This window comes from Arenicella chitinivorans (assembly GCF_014651515.1).
Lineage (GTDB): Bacteria > Pseudomonadota > Gammaproteobacteria > Arenicellales > Arenicellaceae > Arenicella > Arenicella chitinivorans.
Genome location: NZ_BMXA01000002.1, coordinates 756,527 through 780,344 on the forward strand (window position 1 = coordinate 756,527; position 23,818 = coordinate 780,344).

The 23,818-nt window shown below is 49.5% G+C and carries 20 protein-coding genes; 11 read left to right on the top strand and 9 right to left on the bottom strand.

Annotated features, from left to right (window positions below):
• Nucleotides 1–104 precede the first annotated feature (104 nt).
• Together IE055_RS08610 and IE055_RS08615 are read left to right on the top strand one after the other, a co-directional pair.
• Nucleotides 105–341: a hypothetical protein gene (locus IE055_RS08610; RefSeq protein WP_189399814.1), complete on the top strand. Its 237-nt coding sequence runs from the start codon at nucleotides 105–107 to the stop codon at nucleotides 339–341.
• A 381-nt stretch (nucleotides 342–722) separates the two neighbouring features.
• A complete protein-coding gene (locus tag IE055_RS08615; RefSeq protein ID WP_189399816.1) occupies nucleotides 723–1,208 on the top strand; it encodes a hypothetical protein in 486 nt (161 codons plus the stop codon).
• A 335-nt stretch (nucleotides 1,209–1,543) separates the two neighbouring features.
• Here the strand turns inward: IE055_RS08615 and IE055_RS08620 are convergent, their stop codons facing one another.
• Nucleotides 1,544–2,080 (bottom strand): DsrE family protein, encoded by a 537-nt coding sequence (locus tag IE055_RS08620; protein WP_189399818.1) that lies wholly within the window; start codon nucleotides 2,078–2,080, stop codon nucleotides 1,544–1,546.
• Nucleotides 2,081–2,252: 172 nt separating this feature from the next.
• The gene (locus IE055_RS08625; protein WP_189399820.1) at nucleotides 2,253–2,903 is read right to left on the bottom strand and encodes a peroxiredoxin-like family protein; all 651 of its coding nucleotides are present in this window, start codon (nucleotides 2,901–2,903) and stop codon (nucleotides 2,253–2,255) included.
• A 418-nt stretch (nucleotides 2,904–3,321) separates the two neighbouring features.
• Between IE055_RS08625 and IE055_RS08630 the strand changes: the two genes are divergently transcribed.
• From IE055_RS08630 to IE055_RS08640, 3 genes are read left to right on the top strand one after another with little or no spacing between them, the layout of a single operon-like run.
• The gene (locus IE055_RS08630; RefSeq protein ID WP_189399822.1) at nucleotides 3,322–4,557 is read left to right on the top strand and encodes an RICIN domain-containing protein; all 1,236 of its coding nucleotides are present in this window, start codon (nucleotides 3,322–3,324) and stop codon (nucleotides 4,555–4,557) included.
• A 13-nt stretch (nucleotides 4,558–4,570) separates the two neighbouring features.
• Complete coding sequence (locus IE055_RS08635; RefSeq protein ID WP_189399824.1) at nucleotides 4,571–5,962, top strand: choice-of-anchor Q domain-containing protein; 1,392 nt, start codon at nucleotides 4,571–4,573, stop codon at nucleotides 5,960–5,962.
• A 13-nt stretch (nucleotides 5,963–5,975) separates the two neighbouring features.
• Entirely contained in the window at nucleotides 5,976–6,899 is a 924-nt protein-coding gene (locus tag IE055_RS08640) for a hypothetical protein (RefSeq protein WP_189399826.1), read from the top strand.
• A gap of 224 nt (nucleotides 6,900–7,123) precedes the next feature.
• On the opposite strand, the gene IE055_RS08645 is transcribed toward IE055_RS08640, so the two are convergent.
• From IE055_RS08645 to IE055_RS08675, 7 genes are all read right to left on the bottom strand, one after another.
• On the bottom strand, nucleotides 7,124–12,451 hold the full coding sequence (locus IE055_RS08645) for a DNA repair ATPase (RefSeq protein WP_189399828.1): 5,328 nt from the start codon (nucleotides 12,449–12,451) through the stop codon (nucleotides 7,124–7,126).
• An 18-nt stretch (nucleotides 12,452–12,469) separates the two neighbouring features.
• Nucleotides 12,470–12,727: a hypothetical protein gene (locus IE055_RS08650; RefSeq protein ID WP_229794208.1), complete on the bottom strand. Its 258-nt coding sequence runs from the start codon at nucleotides 12,725–12,727 to the stop codon at nucleotides 12,470–12,472.
• Between the two features lie 78 nt (nucleotides 12,728–12,805).
• Complete coding sequence (locus tag IE055_RS08655; RefSeq protein WP_189399830.1) at nucleotides 12,806–14,656, bottom strand: flotillin family protein; 1,851 nt, start codon at nucleotides 14,654–14,656, stop codon at nucleotides 12,806–12,808.
• Nucleotides 14,657–14,696: 40 nt separating this feature from the next.
• On the bottom strand, nucleotides 14,697–15,374 hold the full coding sequence (locus IE055_RS08660; protein ID WP_189399832.1) for an OB-fold-containig protein: 678 nt from the start codon (nucleotides 15,372–15,374) through the stop codon (nucleotides 14,697–14,699).
• A 130-nt stretch (nucleotides 15,375–15,504) separates the two neighbouring features.
• Entirely contained in the window at nucleotides 15,505–16,197 is a 693-nt protein-coding gene (locus IE055_RS08665) for a PspA/IM30 family protein (protein ID WP_189399834.1), read from the bottom strand.
• Between the two features lie 46 nt (nucleotides 16,198–16,243).
• Nucleotides 16,244–16,873 (bottom strand): YjfI family protein, encoded by a 630-nt coding sequence (locus IE055_RS08670; protein ID WP_189399836.1) that lies wholly within the window; start codon nucleotides 16,871–16,873, stop codon nucleotides 16,244–16,246.
• A gap of 390 nt (nucleotides 16,874–17,263) precedes the next feature.
• Nucleotides 17,264–19,567: a M14 family metallopeptidase gene (locus IE055_RS08675; protein ID WP_189399838.1), complete on the bottom strand. Its 2,304-nt coding sequence runs from the start codon at nucleotides 19,565–19,567 to the stop codon at nucleotides 17,264–17,266.
• A 225-nt stretch (nucleotides 19,568–19,792) separates the two neighbouring features.
• Here IE055_RS08675 and IE055_RS08680 point away from each other — a divergent pair, with 225 nt between their 5' ends.
• From IE055_RS08680 to ispF, 6 genes are all read left to right on the top strand, one after another.
• Complete coding sequence (locus tag IE055_RS08680; protein WP_189399839.1) at nucleotides 19,793–20,278, top strand: hypothetical protein; 486 nt, start codon at nucleotides 19,793–19,795, stop codon at nucleotides 20,276–20,278.
• Between the two features lie 38 nt (nucleotides 20,279–20,316).
• Nucleotides 20,317–20,772, top strand: a complete 456-nt coding sequence (locus IE055_RS08685) for a hypothetical protein (RefSeq protein ID WP_189399840.1) — start codon at nucleotides 20,317–20,319, stop codon at nucleotides 20,770–20,772.
• Nucleotides 20,773–20,942: 170 nt separating this feature from the next.
• Nucleotides 20,943–22,082, top strand: a complete 1,140-nt coding sequence (locus IE055_RS08690; protein ID WP_189399842.1) for a nucleotidyltransferase family protein — start codon at nucleotides 20,943–20,945, stop codon at nucleotides 22,080–22,082.
• Nucleotides 22,072–22,602 carry a shikimate kinase gene (locus IE055_RS08695; RefSeq protein WP_189399843.1) on the top strand — a complete coding sequence of 177 codons (531 nt, stop codon included), beginning with the start codon at nucleotides 22,072–22,074 and terminating at the stop codon, nucleotides 22,600–22,602. The genes IE055_RS08690 and IE055_RS08695 overlap by 11 nt, the downstream gene beginning before the upstream one ends.
• 2 nt (nucleotides 22,603–22,604) lie before the next feature.
• Nucleotides 22,605–23,321 carry a 2-C-methyl-D-erythritol 4-phosphate cytidylyltransferase gene (gene ispD, locus IE055_RS08700; protein ID WP_189399844.1) on the top strand — a complete coding sequence of 239 codons (717 nt, stop codon included), beginning with the start codon at nucleotides 22,605–22,607 and terminating at the stop codon, nucleotides 23,319–23,321.
• A 23-nt stretch (nucleotides 23,322–23,344) separates the two neighbouring features.
• Entirely contained in the window at nucleotides 23,345–23,818 is a 474-nt protein-coding gene (gene ispF, locus IE055_RS08705) for a 2-C-methyl-D-erythritol 2,4-cyclodiphosphate synthase (protein ID WP_189399845.1), read from the top strand.

The window sequence follows — 23,818 nt, forward strand, 5'->3', positions numbered from 1 at the left end:
CTGTATGGCCATTCTCACCGCGCGGCTAAGTGTCGTGTGGTGAGTTTTTATGTGTGATCTTGGCAGTGTGTTAAAGTGATCTTTAACTTGAACTTAGCGATACCATGACTCGGATTACCGCATTGGCTTGGCGTTCCAGGCTACTATTTGCCTTCCTGATCAGTGCAGTTTTCTGGATTGGTAGTGTGCTTAGAAACGCCTTGTCGCAGTCCGCCATCCGCGATGTCATTCCTTGGGCAGACAGCTTGGTCAAATCCAGTACGCTATCCGGTCTGCTGTTTGTCTCTATTTTTCTGATCGCACTGTACTTAGCGGATGACGACAGTGATGATGGCAGGTAGATACTTATACCTGATCTTTAGCGCTATGTAATCGTACGCCGTATATCCTGATTTATGGGGATAACGCTGCGCAACTTCGATGGTGGTTGGTACATTGTCTCCATTTCTGGAGGTTGTGGCGAAAACTCTCTCAGTTCGCACACAGCCCCTTTGCGGTGAGTATTCTGCAGGGCTCTCTGTTGGGATGCTCTTTTACACAGTCGCCATCAATTCAGTCTCGGCCGATTTGCAGGCATTTGATGAGGTGTTTTATTTATTCATGTTAGTGATAACAGCTTGAGGCAGGCGAGTGATACCCTAGATGCCTAATGAAAGTCAATAATTTGAGGGTCTCATCAAATGCGGCAATTTGTTAACTGTTTCACCACTATTTGCATGCTCATGTTGTCAACAATGGCCAGTGCTCAGAATAAGGTTGTTGTCGTTCCGTTGTTTGATTCAAGTCCGACGGGTGTGGGCGCGATTCCGGTTTACTGTCGAGAAGTCGTCTTATCAAAAAACGCGTCTGAATCGGACAACGTGACTTGTTATCGTTCAGATACTAGGCAACCCGTGATCCCGGTGCCGCAGGGGCATATGCTGATGATAACTGACATGTTCGTGGTTGGTAATGCGCTGTTCGAAAGCGACAGAACTGCGAGTATCAGCTACGGGCGCGATGGTGGCGGGGTTTTTCCTGCGCAGCCGTCTCACAGGCTAAGGTTTCAACTGGGACGACTAAACCATATGAGTATGTCAACGCCCTATCTGGTACTGCACGGCGGTGAGAGTATGTTGGCATATAACGGTGATGTCTCGACGACAGGGGCCTCGGTTAACGTCTCGTTTAGCGGCTACTTGATACAAGGAACCACGTTTGGGAATTAAGTGTCAACGTGAAGTCGTCTTATCGTAGTTAAAAGGGGGACTAGTTTAATGTATCAGACTCAAGTAAGTTGGAACCTTTATAGCGCTATAAATAAGGAGAAGATGAGCCCAGAGTTCCATTCAATCAGGCCTCGGCTAACGACAGCTTGGGTTAGATTAAACTAGTCTCTGTCAATATCTATTCCATCAAGCAAGAGCAGCCACAAGATCCGTCATTCTGAGCGGAGCGAAGAATCCTTAGATCGGAATCAAACTGAGATGAGAAAGGGGGTTCATTATTTAGTGCTCTGCCTTTTGGGCATGGTGTGTTCCCACGCAGTGTTGAATGTGGCAGGTCAAAACGGGTTGAGTGTGTAGCCCTGTTGTTGCAGTAATGCATTGGCCGTCATCGCAGACAGTGACATCTGAACGCCGTCAATTAATTGCGTGCGATCGATGCCTAAATAGCTCGCCGATTGACCACATAAAAATATTGCTACGTCGTTAGCCAGCAGTTCAGAAACCAACTCAGCGCTGGCATTATTGTGATCAAACTTGGCTTGATAAGCGTCACTTTGAAGAACGTCGAACGATGCTTTTCCATGCACCACGAGCGCAACGGCTATGTGCTCGCGTGGCACGCCGGCTCGGACGTGCATGTTTATAAAACGAGCAATGCTATCAAATTGGCGGTTCACGACATTGTTCTCAGCGCTTTTTGCCACGTCGAACACAACTTTAAAGTGTTCTTCTTGAGGGGTCGCCAAGCCACCTTCGATGGTGATGGTGCTTCCGTAGTTTAAAAACACCGGGCCCTTTGAAAACGATGGGTCTGATGCCGATGCGCCGTTTAGGCCCAGTAAGAAAACACAGATCAAACTCATATAACGCATTCTTTTTAACTCCTGATCAAGGTCGACGGGTTGTCCGATAGTGCGTGTCTTTACCGCTGTAAGGTGTGCGTTGCTTTTGACATGCTACGGATAATTAGAGTCACTGTAGCAAATAAACCGAGGCCAAACTACATGCTGCCGGTATCTCGACGTGTTGCCAAGAGCAACCGTCTTAAGCTAAAGCGCGTAGTGCCTCAATAATATCATCCGGCTCTGAGCGTGTTCGATAATCCACGTCAACGTAACGCCAAGTGATCGTGCCATCACGGTTTATGACAAAGGTGGCCGGGATTGGCAATACATGGGCATTCCCATTATTGAGTTGTTCGAGGTCGAGCTGACGGTCTACCCGCATGTGTTCAAGTAGAAAGTCGGGAACACGCCAGGCAACGCCATACTGTGCGGCGACGATGGCATCTTGATCAGACAATACGATGAAATTCATCGCGCTTATTTCGTCTTGCGTCATTGATCCGTCTGGCACTTGCGGACTGATCGCAATGAGCTCGGCCCCTAGCGCCTGAATGTCGGCTGTCCGTGCTTGCAAGGCTCTTAGTTGCAGGTTGCAATAAGGACACCAACTACCTCGATAAAAAGTGACGACCACTGGCCCCTTGGCTAGCATATCGACCAATATGGTCGACTTATTCTGTTGGTCAGGCAGCACAAATTCTGGTGCCTTTGCACCAACCTCAATAGCGTTACTGCCTTGTTGGAAGCGTTTCGCTTGATCGATAATATCATCGACTTTTTTCATGAACTCAGGGTTGGCTTGGCGCCCAGCTTCAATTTTAGCCGTGGTTTGCTTTTTTAACGTTGTCATGGTTTGTCTCTTGGCAGTGATATTTGGCTGGAACTCAGCTGAAGCGACAGTGTTAGATTGATCCTGCCACAGTTGAAAGTATCGGTTCGCGTACAAGGGGAATAAAGCCGGCCACTAACTTCCTGAGAATCGCACGAATTAGATAGGCATGGCTATTTGGCCAGTTGTTTACGGTTCGGTTTGTCACGTAAGGTGTCGCATTATCGTTTATGTCGTGGTTTTAGCGGCCTAAATTTACCCCTTAACGAAGACAATCAAAATGTACCCTACTTCACAGTTAAAGTTAGTATCAATACTCGCGTTATGCACGCTAATCAGTGCGTGCTCTGTAGATCACACAGGCATAGGGCCAGCGGATATTCAAGGTCAAGTTTACGAAGTTGAGTGCTTTGTATTGCTTGATTACAGAGATCCAGAGATGGGTCCAAATTCTGCGGAGTTACTCGAAACTCAAAAAGTATGTAGCAACGGGCCGCCCAATACCGAGTTGCTTCCAGCGGCGTGTGAAGTGCTTGTGCGCACCAACAGGGAAAACTTCGAGATGATGTACCCAGGGTACCGAGGTGATCCATATTTCGAGGCCAGAGAGTCGAGTGCGATCGAGTCAGAGACTTGCCAGTTATCAGGCTGGACGGACGAGGGCGATGGCGACGTTGTCGGCCGCACAGATATGCTCGTAATTGGTGCGGCGGATGATGTCACGCTATTGAATGATGATACAGGCCAATTGTTGGGTGTTAACTCAATCACTAATTCTCGTTCCGTGCTGGTCGACTCAGAAATTAGAGTTGGCGCAAAATTTGCCGCGTGGCGCTACGCTAATACCACAGCAGAAGGGTCGATTGACTACGACCGTTTCAACTGCAGTAATGGCTTCGAGTGTGACGTTATTTTGCGCAATATCTCTTTACAGTTCGAGGATTTTACCATTGTGCGACCAACCATCTTTGCGCGAGATGTGTCGGTTAAAGATTCCCGACTGTATTCACTAAAGAGCTACGCCACCAGAACGGATAGTGCCGGGCGTTTCACGATTAGCAATATTGATGCAATTGTTAGCAGCGTCATCGACGGTGACGAGGTGAACTTGTTGAATACGCAAGGGCTTAAAATTGAAGGGCAGTTTACGGATTACTTACATGGCCAAAGCCATGCGCCATTAACGCTGACCTTAAAGATCGAAGATGGGAATGGACAATACTCCGTCAATGCGCTCGCAAGGCTTCAAACGCATAAGTTTCCATCTAAACTGGCGAATGGCAAACAGGGGCGTTTATGTTTGACCGCCGGCCCCAAAAAAGTCTACCAAGAAGCACGGGTAAGCGAGTGTGACTATAAAAAACCGTTCCAAGTCTGGTCTTTTGAGATCAAAGGGCGTTATTTACGGATCAGGCAGCCACTCACAAACACGTGCTTGAATGTTAAAAGTGCAAGTGAAAACTACAATGGCGGCATCGTCAGCATCGTGAATTGCTCGGACCATTGGGATCAGCTGTGGCGGGTAGATAACGACTTCAACGTTATCAATCTGCATACCCGAAAGTGTCTTGATATTGGCGGTAACAAAAACCGTGGCGAAGATGACTTGGTGACTATCCATGCATGCAACAGCAAAGTGGACACCCAAAACTGGGTGATGCGTCGGCCTGATTGATCGGGAGAGACGAATGAATACCACCGGTCAATATATTACTGCCCAGCGTAACTTGTCATTAATGCACGGTCTGCTTATCGCCGTGTCGCTTACGCTAGGTCTGCTGGTAACTACCTCGAACACGTTAGCTGCAACGATTCATGTGGTCGCACTGCCCGGTGCGCCCGGTTGTGATTTAGTGGATGCAATTAACTCCGCGAACACGGACTCAGCGGTTGGCGGTTGTGCGGCGGGCACTGATGGGCTCGACACCATTCTATTTTCGCCTTTTTTTAGCCGTTATGAACTATCAGCAATGGCGTATAGCCACCCTAGTCGAGGCAGTTCAGCAACGCCCGAAATCGAGTCGGAGATTCGCATAGTCGGTCCTGGCGACAGATTGTTAGAGATCGCCAGGACACTCAGTGCGGATTCGATACGTTTGTTTACCGTCGCTTACAATGGCGACTTACAGCTGGAAAATTTATCATTGCAGGATTGGAGGCAAAGCGGTGGGTTTGACGGCGGCACTATTCGCGTGGCGGGTGAACTATCAATGACTAATGTCGAAATCACCGGGAGTGCCGCAAGCTACGGTGGTGCCATTTGGGTTCAAAGTGGTGACGCCGTGATCCGCAATAGCCTATTACAAGGCAATTCCGCCGGACAGAGTGGCGGTGCGATCGGCCTTGCTGCGAATAGTAGTGTAACCATATTGGATTCGACCGTTTCAGGCAATTCGGCGACAGAAGGCGCAGGTGTTTCGCTTGGTGCTGCGCCGAATGCACAACTCTCGATTTTTAATTCTACGATCACTGAGAACACAGCGCTGTCAATTGGTGGTGGTATCACGCTGTTTACCCCGTTCGTGACCGGGCAAAGTCAAGGGAATTCCGTCATAATTCGAAACACGATTATCGCGGGGAACTCGGCAGCAGAAGGTGCTGAAGTTGTGTTTATCAGTCCTGGTGACGCGCAATTAATGGATTTGTCCCATAATATTTTGGGAACCAATGCGCTCAGCTATGGTGATGCCACTAACAGCCCGCTCTTTGTTGGCAACGACAATCAGTTGCTCACCAGTGACTACCACAGTACTGCGCTGAGATCGATCATTGGGCCACTGCAAGATAATGGGGGTAACACCATGACGCACGCGCTGGCTGCCAATAGCCCGGCAATTGATGCGGGCTTGCCGTTCAAAGTTAGTGTCGGCTTTCCCTTTGCTGTTATCTACTATCATACCGGCTGTCGTGGAAGCGGAGCTGAATTAGCACTTAGCCTGGGTGATTATCGTGCAGATCAGCGCGGCGTGGAACGTCCCTTAGGTGATGAGTGCGACATTGGCGCGTATGAAGCGCCGGCTGAGGATGCGTGTTTTGTCGTGAAGGCGGTTAACAATCATGTTCTTGCATTTTGTTTATAACCTGGAAAGACCTATGAAAATCGTTAATATTGTTTTGCTCACGATGGCGACTTTAATTGCTGGGTGCGGAGCTGAGTCGAATGAGTCAGACGCCGGTGTTTTATCCGGTCAGCTAGCTGAAATGCAGTCGACCACCTCGATCACAAACACGTCAGCATGGAATGGTGTTCCCAGCGGCTATATAAGTGATGGCGATCCAAAAAGTGATCGAACCGAGCTGTTTGTTCGTTTCGGTCAAATACTGGCAGCTACCACTGTGTATCGGCGTCGGGCCGAGGGTTTTCGACCTCGAACGACACCGGCTCCTGAGCAAATGCAAAAACAGATAGCGCATGTGGCGGCCGCTATAGATGATCAGGTTCGTGCCTCCAGTGCCGCCATTGCGCCGGTAATCGAAGCGAAAATGCATGAAGTAAAACAAACGTTTATGATCCACGACCTCTTGCTCGGGCTCACTCAGGAGCAACAGCTACAGGACTTACTCAATCAGGATCGTTCAAAGCGTGACGTGCAGCAAAAGGCTAGACAGAATATATTCGATTTACAGAGCCGGCTTTACTCAGCAATAGTGGCTTTTTTTCCATCTCGACATGAGTTTATGTTGGCTTCCTCCGCATTGATTCGCGAGGCGGGCGATAAAATGGCTACCGCGGTCTCTAGTGAAGGCGTCATAGTTGACATTGACCTACTCGAGCAAGCTTATTCGCTTATTGATCTTTCGGTAAAGCTCGACCCTAAAAATGTGACTTTTTGTGAGTCACAACGAGCACCGATACGTAATCACAAGTCCGCGATCGATGAACTTTTGAGCGCAATGGTGCCGTTAGTGCAGGGCCAAAAAATCAAGGTGACCGCGAGCGAGGCCTATGAGCTAGCCGCACGGGCTCAGGCTATTGGCGAAGGCTTTCCCAAAAAGGACAGTAACCAATGCAGTTAGTCCGGTGTGAGTATAATCAGAGATGATCGTACTCTCGCTCAATTGTAGTTTAAATATTCAGGCCTGCGCGATGAGTCTACTTGAGTTGATTTGAGGGTATAAAACGAGTTTTATACCAACTATTAGTCGCGTAATCTAAGGTCCGTGATTCGTCCTTTAGTATGCACAACTGGCATTTTGTTGATTGCAGCCCTCGTGGTTCGATGGTGGTATGCATGCCTAGCCTAGCCCTCATTCTTCTTGCCACTTTCTCGTCTACGTGTTGTTTCCGAAGCATGTTTGCGCGCGACTTCGATTTTGCTGGTCAACTCCTGGATTCGTTCTAGGGTACGCAGATCGATGTCCATTTTTTTCTCCATGCTCAGAATTAATGGTTGAATGCTGTTTTCCATGGCGCTGGCGAGAGCATCCAAAGTGCTGACGATTTTGGGCGATGGTGTATTGACGACTTCGACCACCGGCGAAGGTTGTTCGCGCAATGATTTGCCAATTTGATCCATCGAGTGAATAAGTGCCGATAGCCGTTCCTTGGTTTCTTTGCCTTGTTGCTTGGACAAGCTCGAGATGAGTGTCGTCTGTTGTGCCGCTTGTGCTTCCAAATGAGACTGGGAAGAGGTTTCCAACGAAGTTTTTAACAAGCCCACGCCTTTAACCAGATCCATCACCTGATTCGCGATACGAGTACCTGCGTCGGCATCGTCGCCACCCAGAGATTTGGTCCGACGAAAGTCCTCTTTAATTTGCTCCCAGCGGCGCGCTTGATCTTCGGTCATATTGCCGCGTAACTCGGCCAGTTTAAGCAGGTTTTCCTCAGTGCCGTTGGTTAACAGTTGTGCTTCGCCTTGATAGTGATCTTCCATTAGCTGTAGTATTTCGGCGTCGTTCATTACGGCAGACACCTTCTCTGCCATCTTATTCATGTTTCGATAACTACCTTGGAGTTTGAAAGGCGGTTCTGTGCGATAACGATCGGCTTGGGCGGCCGACTTAATGTACTGCTGATTGACTTTTAAAATGAGTTCTTGGATTACGAATAATTTTTGCAGCACGTTGGTGATTTCATTTATTTCAGCTGCGCTGTATTGGTGACTCAGCTCGGTGGTGGCAATATTTTGTCCCTGAGCAATGCCCACAAGCTTATACAGATCGTTCATATCACGCGTGGCAAGTGGGGCTAAAACTGGATTTGATGTCAATGCATTTTCGATATAACTCAATGCAAACTGTGCTTCCATGCCGCCTAAGATGTCCCCTAAGTTGTATATGTCAGCACGATTTGCAAGCATGTCTGGAACCTTAAATACTTCACCGGATTCGGTGTAAGGGTTACCAGCCATAACCACACAGAACTTTTTACCCCGCATGTCGTAGGTTTTGGTTTCGCCGCGCCACACGCCTTCGATTCGGCGTGTTCCATCACATAGTGAAATGTATTTTTGCAGAAACTCAGGATGGGTATGCTGGATGTCATCAAGGTACAACATAACGTTGTTACCCATCTCGAAAGCGAGGTTTATTTTCTCTAACTCTTGACGGGCGGTAGAGTTAGGGGCCTGCTCTGGATCAAGTGACGTAACATCATGTCCAAGCGCAGGGCAGTTGATTTTCATGAAGATTAAACCCAGACGGTTTGCGACATATTCCATCAGAGTGGTTTTGCCGTATCCGGGCGGTGAAATCATCATCAGTAAGCCCATCAAGTCGGTGCGTTTGCTGTCGCCGACCGCCCCCATCTGCTTGGCCAGATTGTCGCCAATAATAGGCAAGTAAGACTCATTCACGAGACGGTTGCGCACGAACGAGCTAAGGGGTTTAGCTTTGAATGAGTTCAGTTTCAGTCTCGCTCGCTCGCGCTTCATCAGCGCGCTACGTGATTCAAGATACGCCAAATATTCAGGTACCACGTGTTGGTGATGGTGCGCCAATCGTTGCATGTACTCATCGATACTGAATTTAAGTGACTGCCCGTCAATGCGCGTATGGTCTCCGAGTAGGTCGTCGACCTGAAGTTGTAGTTTTTCGGAACATGGACGCAGCTCCAGTTTTGCGACTAAGTTGGCAGCTGCTTCCGGTACAAACCGAAGTGTCGTTTTGTCGCCTTGATTGCGCGCAACAGCCTCAAGCCAATGCTTCGCGAGCGCCCATTGCTGGGCTGGTTCAGTTGCAAGGGTTTGTAATGATTCTTCGAGTGCGTGCCGTGAATCGGAATCAAGTACATGCTGGCAGTCGTCGATCAACGACTTGGCGTGCTGACTCTGAGCAAATCCCTTGTTTCCAAGTGCGAGTTCATCAACTAGGTATGCACTGACTCGGTTGGTGCTGGTTTGCGTCAACTTGATTGGGTGTGATGCTAAGAACGAATCGATTTCTCCAGCAAGCTCAGCGGACAGTTGTGCAAGGGCAGAATTGTCATTAAATAGGTGGTGTAAGCGCGCCGCCGATTGTGCTCTTTGCTGCCAATTTTGTCTTTTTGTTTCACCGTCATCAGGGTGAATCTGAGCGACTGATGCCCAAAATAGTTGCGCAATACCGCGCGCTTCCGGTTCGTATATCAAGGTCCCCGCTGCATCGATCGCAGGAAGTATGGCGTGTAAAATGCGCGCAGCATCGTGGTCATGAATCCCTTTCTGATAGCCATGTTTATACAATGGCGTTGAGAAGTCTCTTGCGATTTTAGTAAGTGCCCCTAAGTCTTGGGCGTCCACTAGGAGTTGCTGCATTGATAACTCGCCATTGCCACTTTGTGCAGTTTCGAGAATTAGATAGCTCAGATATTCTGCGCGGTAGACTGTGTTGGTTTCGGATTCCTGAGACATCGCCCAAAATTGTTGGCTTTGGTGCAAGCGCTCATCTGCGACGGGTTCGTAGTAGTCGGTCCCGATAAGATGGAATGTAAGGCGGTCTTCCTTAGGAATGATGGTCAGATCGAGTTCTTGTTGATTGACACTGAATCTATGCTTAGGGCCCAGTTTGATGACTTTGCCGCCATCTTCAAAAATATCTGTTTTATCGCGCAATGTTCGGATTGCTTGTTCTTTCAACCCCTTAAATCGAGACGCGATATCGTCAGCAGCGACGTCGGCATCCAATTCACGCAGTTGTCCCACGATTTCTGTCGATTTGAGTACCAGCGCATCCGACGCGAAATAGGTATTGAGCTCATCAATCTCGGTCAATCTGAGCGATCGTTTTTCGATGCTTGTGAGTATGCGCGCTGCGGAGTCGGCCAAAGTTTGAGCGCGACGTTGTCTAGCCTCCATTAGGCTTTGTTTGTGAGCTTCGAAGGCATCGTACAGCGCTTCGCGCTTTTCTAAAATGTCCGCTAAGAATTGTTCAAAACCACTGAATTGGCTTTCGAGGTCCTCGAGTTGCACCAGTAATTTGGCAAGTTGTTCGTCACATCTTTCCGGTGTGTCAGCAATGCCCAACGCATTGGTAATACTTTGTGAGAACAGTTTAAACTGGGCTGAAAACTGGGCGGTGGCTTCTTCCGAACCCAGACCTTTCTGTTTTTGCGAACCTTTGGCCTTAGTTTGATTTAAATTGGCGTAAACTTCTGAAATTCCATCGACAATTCGGGTTCGTAGTGTCGTATCGTCAATCTTGAGTGTAGTGACCAGTTCAGATAACAAGTCCAGTTGCGCGGTAGTGTCATCGATGTCGGTGAGGACCGGGCGGATATCCGCGTTTGTCTCTGCGTTTTCGATTGCCGCTGCAAATTCAGTGGTGCGTTCCGTGTAGGTGGTCAGTGCTGATTCACGGCCAAGAAAATCAACAGTGCTGGCTCCCAATGTCTGTTCTGCCTCAACCAGTTCAGCATCCATTTGCGCGAGGTCATCCTGATTAATGTATCGGTACTCGCGAATGGTCGCGATGTGACCACGTTGTTTGCGAATGTCCGCGATCGCGCTAATAAACTGTGACGCGGTTTCCCATGTCGTTGTGGCGATGCGTGTGAGTAATGAGCGCTGTTGTGCTTTGGCCTCTTTAAGCGCCTGAGATGACTGCTTCTGAATGCTTTGGACTTTTTCGAATTCATCGATTACCAGTTCTGCAGTCTCTGCAATCTGGCGCAAATTTTTTGCGATGTCTGAATGGCGTGTGTCGTCCAGCCAATAGTGTTGGTCAAAGATTTTCTTGCTTACGGCATTGAGTTCTTCGTAATGACGCATCGAGACTTCATCGCTCTGAATTAGCTGGTTGATGGAATATAAGTCTGAAATTCCACGCACCAGCTCCGAGTTGCCAATGCGCCCCAGTTCGCTGGTGCTCTCGGGTTGTTGGCTCGCGTACTCGTCACTGATGTACGAAGTTTGCCAAACCTGCATGGGGTGAACTCGTGTTGGCTCCTGTTCCGCAGAGAAGACGATTAAGGTTCCATCATCGTACAGCGCATAGCCGTTGCTAAAGATTGGGTTTTGTAGGGACTTGGTGATTAAGTTGTAACTGAATAGGGCGACCTTGCCCGCCACGTCTTCGTAGAATACGAACAGCACGTCTTCGCCATTCGGTGAGCGAATGACCCGCTTGAATCGCAACCCATCAATGTCGCCAGGAAACGACTTGGTGTCCCCCGTTTCCAGATAGTAGCCACCTGGGAAGATAATGCCGTGGTCCTCTGGCAGTTGAATGCAGGAGTCACCAATGGCGTCGATGCGGTCGACATTTTCAGTTAAGGTGTTATACACCAAGTAGCGGGTTGTCGTTTCTTTGTACGGCGTAATCGCTAGCAGGACCAAATGTCCTACCAGCGCATAATTGATTTGGCCATCGTCGAGAGATTGGTTGGGTTCGTCTACCGGCTCGGAATATATCCCGAGACCGTCTTCTGTATTGTTCTCGATTTTGATCGTTAAGTCGCCACCAATGGTTTCGACGAAAACTGTGTCAGCAATGTTGACGTGCGGATGTTTGCCGTGCACAAAGTGATCGCGATTGGTTTCGATCCACTCAAAGTCGTATTGATTCGGTAGCTGTATGTCTCGCTCGCCGCGATTGTCGATGTAGTCTAGCTGTTTGCCGTCAGGTGAGATAGACCACCTGAAAACTCGCAGGTCGTTCTCGCGTTCCCCAACTTGGAAGCCAGCCAGAAGCTTGCCATTTTTATTGATCAGCTGAACTAATCGTGCCTCTTTGTAATAACGATAAAGTTCTTCAAAATCGCTTTTAAAGCGCGCTTCGAACAAAAAGGACTGGGTGATGTCGCTTTCAACCAGTTCCAGTTGATCTGCCTGGCGATCAAACGTAAACAGCGCGAAGACATCATTTACACGCGTGTCCTTTTTAAGTCCGATAAATACGTTGTAGCCGAACAATAGCTGGTCGCCGACCTGAACGATGTCTCGTGCGATGCAGTTATTCTCAGTGCGGATGCGTGTGCGTCCAATGGCGTTGAACTGAACGCCGCCGAACTCGGATAAGCGTTCGTTATTCAGAGTTTGTGTCAGCGTGCTAAGCGTGTGACCTTGTTCGGTTAGACGCTTGCGAATTATGTCGTACGCACCGGCTTGTGCGACGGCATTGTCGACAACTTGTGTATCGGTCTGCGGCATGCTTGAATCCCTTTGCGGTTAGCCTTGATTGTTTACTTTGTCGAATAGTTCAGCCAGTTTGGCGCGTAGCGCAGGCGTGACTTCAGCCGGTTCAAGCCGCGCGATAATGTTTCGCAGTACACGAATTTCTTCCTGGTCAATCACGCTATCACGTTCTGCGATATCAATAATCGCTGTAAGTTCTCTGGCATCAAGTTTGCCGTCATTGGCAAATGCTTCAGCCGCCTTTAATGCCATTTCAACATGGTCGCGAGCGGAATCAGTTGAGTTGTTCATTAACATTTCTCCTTCAGGTTGGTCGCGGGCAGTCGCCGAAGCCTGTGAAGCTGGCTTCGGCGCTCCATCATCAGATAACTACTGAACTTCGTCAGGTTTGGGCATAAACTGAGAGAGTTGCCCCAATAGGTTTTGGATGGTATCGCTCTTATTAGTGAGGCCGTCGATCGCTTTGCCCATCGATAGTGACTTGGCGAAGGTGTCGAAGAAGTGCTCTTCACCACCGACGATGTCGATTTTTGCTTCGCGCAAGGCCGTGGCTAGCACTTCAGCATTCTCTTGCGATATCAGTTTACCGGCTTCTATAGAGGCCAATGTTTCTTTGAGCGCGGTTTCAAGCGTCATGCGGAACTCTTCATGAGATCGCGCGTCCTCGCTCATTGCATTCATGGCGGTGAACTTGTCGGTCAAACCTTCGGCCTCGGCTTTAAATTGTCGCAGTGTGACTTCGGCTTCTGAGGTGCCCACTTGTAATTTGGCAGCGGCTTCGGACTCGCCTTTCTTGCGAATCACTTCGGCTTCTGAATCGCCCGTAGCACGAATAACCTCGGCCTGCGCTAGACCTTGGGCGGCTTCCTGTGCCTTAATGCCTTCTGCCAGTCGGATTTTAGCATTGGCGTCTTTATCTGCGGCTTCCAGATTGGCGCTGGCGAGCGTAGTGATCTCTACCGATTTGTGTTTGGCAGCAGTCTCGGCTGCTTCAGCTGCTTTCACTTCTCGCACCTTTTCTTCTTCGGCTAGCGCTTCAGCGGCTTTCACTTGAACTTGCTTGGCGCGATCAGCCTCAGAAACTTCGCGTACTTCGTTGATCTTCTCTTCCTCGATTGCAACGGTCTTATCAACCGCGACGCGTTCGCGAATAATATCGGCGATGGCTTTCTTCTCACGTTCAACGTCTTTGTCGGCTTCGATGCGGGTCAGCTCGACTTCGCGGTCACTGTGGACCCGCTCCATGCGTTTGGTGCGGTCGACTTTTTCGACTTCGATCGCAACCGCGCGCTGGCGATTTTCATTGGCTATTTCAATTTCACGCTGTTGGTTCTCGGTTTGAATTGCTAGATCGCGCGCGACTTCGATAGAGGCGGTTTCTGCTTTGAGTCGTTCTTCTTCTTGAATCTTCAGAGTTTCAGCTTCCTCTCGGGCGATGACTGTCGCCACTTCCCGTGCTTGTTTGGCCTCGGCATCTGCTTGTTGGCGCTCAAGTTCCAGCATGGCTTCACGAGCCTCTACATTTTTCTTAGTAATAGCCAATTCTTCGTCTTTCTCGAAGATATTGGTTTGAATGTTTTGGGTGGCAGTGAGTTCAGTAATTTTCTTGATGCCCTGTGAATCCAAAATATTGTGTGGATCGAGTGCTGATTTTGGGGTTTGTTCAAGGTAGTCAATCGCCACGTCTTCGAGAGAGTAGCCGTTGAGGTCGCTTCCAATGGCGTCTACGATGGCGTCACGAAAGCGTTGTCGGTCTTCAAATAGCTCCTCAAAGTCGACTTTCTTGCCCACTGTCTTAAGCGCTTCGGAAAATTTAGCAGCGAATAAGTCGTATACCGCATTGGTATCAGAGGCGCGTTGTGTGCCGACGCTTTTGGCGACGCGTAAAACGTCTTCTTCAGTCTCATTGACGCGTAGATAGAAGGCAACCGTGATATCGGCGCGCATATTATCTTTACAAATCAAGCCGTCTTTGCCGCGACGATCCACCTCGAGGGTGATGAGGGAGATTTTCATCAACTCCCTCATATGGATGATGGGTAAAACCATGCCGCCGGTGAAAGTCACCTTGGGCTTGGCGCGGAGTGTATTGATAATAAGCGCGGTGCCTTGTTCCACTTTGATGTAAAACTTCTTGATAAGCATGAGCATGCCAAGAATAAAGACAATAAAGATGCCAACCCCGATCAGAAGTGGCGAGTAGACGGTGAGGTCTGCCATGACGTATTCCCTTTGTTAGTTGATTTGAGTGTTTAGTGAGTTACTCACCATTAAATTCAGATTTGGCGATGACGCGATATAAGTTGGTATTGCTTAGTTTTTCAATCACAACGACCTCATCGCCTTTTTGAAATTCCTCATCACCGGTTGCGCGTACATTGAGCAAGATGCCAGCACCTCCATCGCTCATATAGGCTTCACCACGTTGTTGGTTCACCACCGAAGAGCGCACCACGGCCTGTTGTCCGATAATATGTTTAGTTTCATCAATGTCGAGTTTGGCGAACAGCTTTCTAATCGGCTTGATTACCTGTGCGGTGGTCAGAACCGAGAGGTAAGTGGCAATAAAAAAAATGGCGATGCAAGCAATGAAATTTAGTAGCTTGGTTGGAACAATCTGCCCCGCGAAATAGCTTGAGTAGTAGCAAAGTATCCATCCAATCAGTGAGATAATGCTGAGTGTGATGGTGAGAGGAACACCACCTAGACCAAACTTAAGCAAGAGTCCGGCAATGCCCGTTTGTGCTTGTGCTGAGTCGGCAGCGTCAACATCGCCATCGTAGTCGAGATCCAAAATGTCGAGATCGACCATGCCCAATACAGCCACGATCCAGTAGAGTAGGCAGATGATCAACAAAAAGGTGTATATCACAGTTGGGAAAGAAGTCACCGTTTGATGAAACGGGTCCATGCTTTCATGTAAAAATATCGCGAACATCTATCCTCCAGTTTCGCAGGATTGGGGTTTTCGTCGGTGTTTTAACACATTTCTGAAAACCCCGGGGAGCTTGGCACTAGACTATATCAATGGCGTGCCAATTCATGGCTGGTATTTTCAAACTGAATGACTACTTTTTCTTTTGTTTAGCTTTGATGCGCTGCAGTACTTGATCCGCTGAATTCTCGCTGGTGATACCTGCGTCGCGAAGTTTTTGATCCAGCGATGAATTCGATGATTCTTCTGCCATTTCTGCCGCAGCGCTCATTTTCGCTGCATTCAGTTTTTGCTTCTCCTGAATTCGCTCAAGTGAATCGAGTGCAGTGCGAAGCTTGGAATTGCTACCATTATGGCGTTCTGCGACCACGCGTTGCGCGCGCTGAACGGCCTCTGTTGCCTTGATAGTCTCGGTCTGCTGTTTCAGTTGTTTAATCTGGTGTTCTGCATTTTTCATCGAGTCTCTCAAGGCGTCTGCTTGAGACTTATATTGCTTGCCTGCTTCAGATTCCGCTTCGAGACGATCTTCGAAATTGGCGACACGCTCTGCAATTTCGACGGCCAACGACTCATCACCTTTTTCGAGCGCGCTTTCAATAAAACCTTCGTGCTTCTTAATATCGGCTTTTAACGATGATGCGCGCTCCTCAGCTAGCTTTTGCTGAGCAATAAGCGATGCCAGTCCGTCCTTGGACTTGTTCAGCTCCTCTGATGCATCTCTAATCTCCTGGTCAAGAATTCGTAGCGCTTGCGCGTCGACAATTGCTTCACCAGCTTCGTTCACACCACCTCGAAGGGCAGTTATCATTTTGGACCAAATATTCATTGTGGACTCCGATCTATGGTTGTCAGTTCAGTGCCGTCCTGGCAGGTTAAATTTTTAAGAATGCTCTGAATGCTTCAGTTGCTTGGATAACGTTTTCCGCAAGGACTTCAATCTCGTGCACGACGTCATTAATGCTGGATGTGGCGCTGAGTGCGCCGAACATGTGGTAGTAGTCACCATGTGTTTCATCGTGGTCAAGGCTAATTGTCGAGAGCGGTAAATACTTGTGTGTCTTTAACACATACTCGTTGAATTTGGCGGTGTCTTTGACATCGTCGGCCGAGAACAGAACCGCCTCAGCCAGTATCTGATCGCCACCTGCTGTGATGAAAATTGGTAGATCTCCGTATTCGTGCATGGCGATTACTATTGACGAGTCGATGCCATCAATGATCTCAATTGAGCAGCTGCCGTTGCTGAATGTGGGGCGATCTTTTAAGGCGGTAAAAAGGCTTTCTGTTGTCCAGCGGTGTGCGACGCTATTGTTCATGTTTTTTTGTTCTCCTATGTCTAATCCTGTGCTGCCGTTCAGCTGAGAATAGCGAAGCATTTTCTCAACCTTGTTTAGCTGAGTGCCATTCTCTGGAAGTATCCAGACTTCTTTTTTAACCAGGCCCTGTTCTCGCAATCTTTTGCGGTATTCTCGCTGATAGTCTGCTGATGTTTTTCTCTTCATGTAAATAGAATATATATTACATGTAAATCTGTCAATGGTGTTACATGTAATATTTTCTTTGGTTTAAGATTTTCTTAGATAAGGTTAAAAAATTGCCGTGCGGCGGTAGCGCGTTGTACATGCACTGCCAAAGACAGCGGGTAGCCGCGCTTGATCCGTGCGGTCCAAGCCTGTATTAACAAAGAGGTATTTTGGAAGCATGAGTCGCCAGTGCAGGACGCTGCTGATAATTGGTCTCGACTATAATGTTGCTGGTATCGTCAAAAAACGGTCGTGCCGAGTGGGGTATCTCAGCGCAGTTTATAGCTCGTTTGGAATGCGCTTGCTGCATAAATCCTTCTAAAATAGGTCTGGCTCAATCCGTGAACCAGACCTCAGCGATCTACTGTGTTAGTCAGGACAAATTGAGACAGAGTCGATTCCGCCTTCTACCAAGTCGCCAGCACTCGGTCCGTCGCTGGCACTGATTCTGAGTACCACATTTGAACCTGCTGGAATGGTGGCGGAGGCCGTTGCCCATTGTGCCTGAGTGCGACTGTCGCCGATGTTCACGATCGAGTTGAAGTTGCTGCCGCCATCGGTTGAGTACTCAATCCGAAAGTAGTCGCCAGAGCTGTCGTCACCGGTATCGCGCTGGCCATGGAACCAGTCGAATGACAGGGTGGATGCGTCGCTGACCGCAATCGACGGTGAGGTAGCAATGCACACACCGCCGTCCACGTCGTTTACGCCGGCAGATGAGTTACTGGCAGTGAATAATGCAAAGCCATCCGCGCCAGCATCACCACCGACTTGTGTTACCACGCCGCCGTTGGTGATTTGATTCGGGTTGCCGCGAATGAAGGTGCCCGTGCTGCAGGTGGCGCTTGGTGAGTTTGACCAGCCGGTCGACGCTGTGAAGTTGTCCTCATAACTACAACTTGGCGGTGGGGTATCGGTGATGTTTAGAAAGATGGCAGATACGGCGCCCCAGTTGCCAGCGGAATCGCGGCTGCGCACGTACACAATGTGTTGCCCGTTGCTCAAACCGCTGGTGTTGATGGTGCCGGAAATGCTCTCGGTTGTTTGGTTGAAGTTACCGTCGCTTGCGCTCAATGTGATGGCCGATGCACCGGCTTCCCATGGGGCGAGATCAATATAATACTCGGCAGCGTTAATTGCTTGTGTGCTCTCGCTGCCGTTACTGTTGTTAAACCGGGTGTCCGTGGCGGTCGCCGTGAGCACCACCGGGGTACCTGCTAGCACGCCGCCGTTAGCCGCATTATTGCTGAGTCCGAGGTTGATGCTGTCGGGACCAGAGGGCGTTAAGTACGGTGTACGCACGACCTTGGCCGCGTATATTAGCGCAGGAAGATTGTCAGGTAAGATGGTGTTCTCGTACGTGTTGCATGCCTGAAAAAAGCTCGTGCCTAGTTCGAAGGTGTAGGCAGCGACCCCAAGTTCACCATAACTCACGCTGTCACTGGTGCCATCTGTCGGGTACAAGCCGATGGATTGTTGTGGTGTGTAACCGTTAAAGAAAGCAAATTTTCGACCCAGTGTCCGCAGTGCGGAACCATTCGGTGCAGCTTGATTCACGTCGCCCCACGGCCACAGTACCAACTCGCTGTAACTGTGAATGTCGATATGAATACCGCTGGTATCAGAGGGGGCCGCATCGTTGCGATTCGGGCCGCGGCGATCGGGCCACAAACTTCGGATATACCCTTCTATCGCCTGAATCTCGGGCTCTGAACCCGCTTGTGGTCCGCGGTAGGTTAATGAACACTGGTTGCCGCTGGAGCCGTTGCCATTTGTGCTGTTCCAGCTAAACGTGAAGTTGCGGTTGAGGTCTACGCCTCGGTTATTGCTGGTAGGGCTGCAAAAATTTTGATTGGTGTTTTTGCGCCAGGACAAGCCGGACTCGGCAAATTTTCGTCCATCTGGATTGGTTTGCAGCATTAGGTGGACTTCGTGGTGATTCAGTATCCATGTGGCGTCGGCATCATTGCCGTAGCCTTCGAGTAACCAGCGTGCAAAATCCAGATTAAGTGGGGCGGTGGTGTACTCACGGGCGTGAATTGCACTGTTGGCGAACAATATCGGTTTGTCGCCGACGGTGGTTTGATTGGTTAGTTTCAACACCCAAATATCATAACCACCCAGACCGACGGTTTTTTCCCAGGAGTTGCCGACATCAATCCATTCTGCCAGCTGCGGATACGTGCTGACTAAGTTTTGCGCAGCTGTGAACGTGTCCTCGACTGTTTCGTAACATGGGTAGCCTGGAATCGCCTGAATCGATACATCGGTGGTCGCGCGGCCAGCATCTGGCGGATCCGATCGAAAGGATTGCAAATTTCGCATTCGTTGTTGGCTAGATTCGAGTTCCAGTGCGCGTCGTTTGATGTAGCTCGATGCATGTTGAACTTTGAATCCGAAGTGCTCTAGCTGCTCAATATCATCAGGGTCGAGTTGCAGAACCAGAAACCCGCCTTCTGAATTGGTCTCCAGTAGCTGGCCGTGAAAGGTGATGCTTGCCTTGCGGGCTAGCGCCTGCGATGGGTAATACGCGCGATAGATATTCGTGGTGGATTTTTCCTGCTCGAGCAATTGCAGGGTCTCGGTTGTGGACAGCTCGTTGGCAGTAATCACGGGGGCGCTAAACGCCAGAACGCTCCCCAGGATTGCCGTCAGAAGAGTAGGATTCTTCATTGTTGGCCTCATTTCTGTGGTTTTTATTAATGCAAACTGGGGGGATATTTGCGTTTACACTTACAAATGTAAGTCTTGTCATGATAGCGGTCGCGTTTCGTCAAGTCTATGGTTTTTGTCGGTAAGACGTCATTGCCTTATTTTGAAACGAGGGAGCAAACAATTTAAACTAGGCGACTCGGATCTTTGAACTTTCAACTCAAAACGTAAAACTAAGGACAGGACATGAAACATCACCTAACTCGAGTAGCTGTAGCGGTCTGTGTTTTCACGGCTGCGTGTAATGCGTATGCGGACTCCCAACTTGATCGATTAGAAAGCGCCACCACGACTATTTCGGACAAGACACGCGCGTTGTTTGAAGCGCAGGCGCCTGAGTTGGCAGAGTTGCTGCCAGACCCAACTTGGGATGCGCCGATGCGTGACGCGATGTCATGTTATTTGGGAGAAATCGAGCGTATTGTTGGAAAGGAGGCCGCAGAAAAGTATTTGGATGAATACGAGGCCTTCGCGCAACGTGAATTCAATGATCTAAAGACGCTGCTCGATGCGCCCGCACCGCTTCCAGACAGGGAGATGCTGCAAGCCAACGATACCTGTGGTGTGATTGAATTGTCGCAAAAACGCATGGAGGAGAGTGGTTACACAAAGGTATTTAGCGATCCTGACTTGATGAAAAAACTCACTGAGTTGATGGGTAAAGCCGATTGAAGGAGTTAGTCACTGCCTAAGGAGTGCACCGAATTAATATGATCAGCCGGATCGTGGTTATCGTGGGGTTGATTGTCAGTGCTTCGGCCTGTGCCAATCGCCCGCAGCCTTACCTTGCGTCAGATTGCTACTTGGGGCAGGTAAACGAAAAGAACCGATCATATTTGCAAATTTGCTTTGTTGGCGATAGGGATTCACGAGGGCGCTTTTTATTCTACTCAGAAAGTGTTGTTGGGAGTTCCAGAAAGTCACGCGGGTTGCTTTGTAAGCAAGCTTTCACATTTGCCGACAACGAGGGCGAGCTGTTGATCACGTCACAACGTGCGGAGTGTGGCATACGGCGAGGCTATCGCGCGTCGACACGCTATGATGTTCTCAAAGGCATGAAGTTCGATGCAGATGTCGAATTTTGCCGAGTTGTTAACTCACAGAAACTGGCGTGTGGGCTACGAAGCACTGAAACATTGGATCTGTTTCACAAGGTGCAGCGTTAGGCTACCGGTTAGGCCGGTTGGACAGCTAGGCTCACACCGCGTTCTTTATCACCGCATGGAGTGGTATTCATGTCAGCCAGACCCGAGCCGCTGGTCAAGACGCTGCCAATCGTCATAGAAACCCGCTAGAATATCCACATATTTAACTGCGTGACTGCGTACGGATACTGATGAAAGCAATGATTCTGGCGGCGGGTAAAGGTACCCGCGTTCGTCCCTTGACCAATGAAATGCCTAAGCCAATGATTCCAATCGTTGGTAAGCCGGTAATGGAATATTTGATTGAAGAGCTGGCTCGCCATGGCTTTGATGAGATTATGATTAACGTCAGCCATTTGCCAGAGAAAATCGAAAGCTATTTCGGCCATGGTGAGCGACTTGGCGTCCAAATAGGCTATTCATTTGAAGGCCATATTGAAGATGCTGAAATCGTCTCCGAAGCGGTCGGTTCCGCTGGCGGTATTAAGCGCATCCAAGAGTTTGGCGGTTTCTTTGATGACACGTTCTTGGTGGTTTGCGGAGATGCCTTGATCGACCTGGATCTGACCAAGGCAGTGCGAGAGCACTGGCGTAGCGGCGCAGTGGCGAGTATTTGCACGCTGGCGGTCGAGCCGGAAGAGGTTTCTGCTTACGGTGTTGTGGTGTCGGACGAGAATGGCCAGATCACATCGTTCCAAGAGAAACCAAGTGTGGAAGAAGCGCTGTCAAACAAAGTGAATACCGGTATCTATATTTTCGAACCGGAAGTGCTCGACCTGATCCCTGCTGGCGAAACCTATGATATTGGTGGTGACCTGTTTCCTAAAATCGTTGAAGCGGGTTTGCCGTTTCACGCTATTGACCTGCCGTTTAACTGGATTGACATCGGCCGTATCAGTGACTACTGGGAAGCTAATCAAAAGATCATGAAAGGGGAATTACGCACGATTCCGATGCCGGGCACGCAGGTTCGTCCAGGCGTCTGGGTTGGTCTAAATACCAGTATTGAGTGGGACCAATGTGAGATTCAAGGCCCGGTGTACATCGGCAGTGGTACTCGTGTTGAGCCAGGGGCCATGATCGTTGGCCCAACCTGGATCGGCCATGGTTGTCATATTCGTGAGAATGCTCGTATTTCCAAAAGTATTATTTTTGAATACACACGGATCGGTTCGGCCAGTATCGTCAAGAACTCGGTGGCGTTTGGCCGCTTTTTTGTCGATAAAGATGGCAACAGTTTTGAAAGTGAAGACATGCACCTTGATTGGGTAACCGATTCTCGTATTCCACCCGAGGCCCTTAAATCCTCGGCGGATGGCGATGAGACATAATGGCAATATTGTCCTGATCGGCATGCCGGGCAGCGGCAAGAGTACCTTAGGTAAACGCTTGGCAAAACGACGAGGGCTGAACTTCTTGGACACCGATAAGCTCATCGAGGCAGATCAAAACTTGCCAATTCAGGCGATTGTCAATTTGCGTGGTGTGCGTTATCTCCGACAGGTCGAGGAGCGCGTGCTGCTTGCTTTGGATTGCACACGGACGGTGATCGCCACAGGGGGCAGTGCAGTCTACAGTAAGTCGGCGATGAGGCACCTGGGCAATGGTGGCGTGCGCGTATATCTACGCATCAATTTGCCGACCCTGTTACGACGGGTTTCGAATGTACATAACCGCGGGTTGGCGAAACTGCCGCAACACCCTATGGCACGTTTGTATTGTGAACGTCTTCCGTTGTACGAGACGGTGGCGGATATCACGGTGGACAATAATTGGCCGCTCACTGGCGTGCGTGTCGACCAGTGTCATCGGATAATCGATGACTACCTTAGTACGTATACGGCAGGTTAACGATGGCTCGTTATTGGTGTGTTGTTCCAGCCGCAGGAATCGGTTCGCGGATGCAGAGTGTTGTGCCCAAACAATATCTACGCATTAACGACCGAACAGTGATTGAACATGCATTGACACCATTTTTAATTGCCAATGACATTGATGGCGTGGTGGTCGCGGTTTCACCGGGCGATGCAACTTGGCCGCAAGTTGAGCACAGCTTAAACACCCAGGGCATGCGCAAGCTGATCACCACGCAGGGTGGTCTGACCAGAGCTCAGAGCGTATTGAATGGCCTTGCTGCCTTGCAAGCACGTGCCGCCGATGACGATTGGGTGTTGGTGCACGATGCCGCGCGCCCTTGCTTTGGCGCTCAGGATCTCCGGCACTTGATGGTGCAGGTGGCAAATCATGCCGTTGGTGGTATTGTGGCGATACGTGCCAAAGATACCTTAAAGCAGGCTGAAGAGCGGGCTGACCGAATAGCTGCCACGATCGACCGAACACAGGTGTGGCAAGCGCAGACGCCGCAGATGTTTCGCTTTGGTCTTCTATATCGGAGCCTGCAAGCTGCACTGGCGGCAAAGGTAAGTGTGACCGATGAGTCATCCGCCGTGGAATGGGCCGGATACGCACCACTATTGGTCGAAGGTGATGCGCGCAACCTCAAGGTGACCACACCTGAAGACTTAGCGCTGGCGCGATTTTGGCTGAGCAATGCTGAGGTAAACAGTTAATTGAAGTGGATGGGACAAGTGAGATGAGAATTGGGCATGGTTACGATGTTCACCGTCTGGTGGAAGGCCGCAAATTAATTCTGGGTGGTGTGGACGTGCCACATGACTTGGGCTTACTTGGTCATTCTGATGCTGATGTTTTACTGCATGCTATTTGTGATGCCATATTAGGGGCGTTTGGATTGGGTGATATTGGTCAGCATTTTCCAGATACCGATGCCGCCTACGCTGGTGCCGACAGTCGTGAGCTGCTGCGTCACGTGGTAACGCTGATGCATCAGCAGGGTGCGCATATTGGTAATCTCGATGCGACAATCGTCGCACAAGCGCCAAAGTTGTCGCCCTTTCTTGGTACAATGCGCGACAACATTGCCCGTGACCTGGAAACCGATTTGAATCGTGTGAATATTAAGGCCACCACCACTGAAAAGCTGGGCTTCGCTGGGCGTCAGGAAGGGGTAGAGGCGCATGCTGTTGTGTTGTTGACGTTCAATTAA

Excerpts from the sequence above, each read along its gene's own strand:
- IE055_RS08610 (WP_189399814.1), top strand. The coding sequence starts at position 105 with ATGACTCGGATTACCGCATTGGCTTGGCGTTCCAGGCTACTATTTGCC.
- IE055_RS08615 (WP_189399816.1), top strand. The coding sequence starts at position 723 with ATGTTGTCAACAATGGCCAGTGCTCAGAATAAGGTTGTTGTCGTTCCG.
- IE055_RS08620 (WP_189399818.1), bottom strand. The coding sequence starts at position 2,080 with ATGCGTTATATGAGTTTGATCTGTGTTTTCTTACTGGGCCTAAACGGC.
- IE055_RS08625 (WP_189399820.1), bottom strand. The coding sequence starts at position 2,903 with ATGACAACGTTAAAAAAGCAAACCACGGCTAAAATTGAAGCTGGGCGC.
- IE055_RS08630 (WP_189399822.1), top strand. The coding sequence starts at position 3,322 with ATGGGTCCAAATTCTGCGGAGTTACTCGAAACTCAAAAAGTATGTAGC.
- IE055_RS08635 (WP_189399824.1), top strand. The coding sequence starts at position 4,571 with ATGAATACCACCGGTCAATATATTACTGCCCAGCGTAACTTGTCATTA.
- IE055_RS08640 (WP_189399826.1), top strand. The coding sequence starts at position 5,976 with ATGAAAATCGTTAATATTGTTTTGCTCACGATGGCGACTTTAATTGCT.
- IE055_RS08645 (WP_189399828.1), bottom strand. The coding sequence starts at position 12,451 with ATGCCGCAGACCGATACACAAGTTGTCGACAATGCCGTCGCACAAGCC.
- IE055_RS08650 (WP_229794208.1), bottom strand. The coding sequence starts at position 12,727 with ATGAACAACTCAACTGATTCCGCTCGCGACCATGTTGAAATGGCATTA.
- IE055_RS08655 (WP_189399830.1), bottom strand. The coding sequence starts at position 14,656 with ATGGCAGACCTCACCGTCTACTCGCCACTTCTGATCGGGGTTGGCATC.
- IE055_RS08660 (WP_189399832.1), bottom strand. The coding sequence starts at position 15,374 with ATGTTCGCGATATTTTTACATGAAAGCATGGACCCGTTTCATCAAACG.
- IE055_RS08665 (WP_189399834.1), bottom strand. The coding sequence starts at position 16,197 with ATGAATATTTGGTCCAAAATGATAACTGCCCTTCGAGGTGGTGTGAAC.
- IE055_RS08670 (WP_189399836.1), bottom strand. The coding sequence starts at position 16,873 with ATGAAGAGAAAAACATCAGCAGACTATCAGCGAGAATACCGCAAAAGA.
- IE055_RS08675 (WP_189399838.1), bottom strand. The coding sequence starts at position 19,567 with ATGAAGAATCCTACTCTTCTGACGGCAATCCTGGGGAGCGTTCTGGCG.
- IE055_RS08680 (WP_189399839.1), top strand. The coding sequence starts at position 19,793 with ATGAAACATCACCTAACTCGAGTAGCTGTAGCGGTCTGTGTTTTCACG.
- IE055_RS08685 (WP_189399840.1), top strand. The coding sequence starts at position 20,317 with ATGATCAGCCGGATCGTGGTTATCGTGGGGTTGATTGTCAGTGCTTCG.
- IE055_RS08690 (WP_189399842.1), top strand. The coding sequence starts at position 20,943 with ATGAAAGCAATGATTCTGGCGGCGGGTAAAGGTACCCGCGTTCGTCCC.
- IE055_RS08695 (WP_189399843.1), top strand. The coding sequence starts at position 22,072 with ATGAGACATAATGGCAATATTGTCCTGATCGGCATGCCGGGCAGCGGC.
- ispD (WP_189399844.1), top strand. The coding sequence starts at position 22,605 with ATGGCTCGTTATTGGTGTGTTGTTCCAGCCGCAGGAATCGGTTCGCGG.
- ispF (WP_189399845.1), top strand. The coding sequence starts at position 23,345 with ATGAGAATTGGGCATGGTTACGATGTTCACCGTCTGGTGGAAGGCCGC.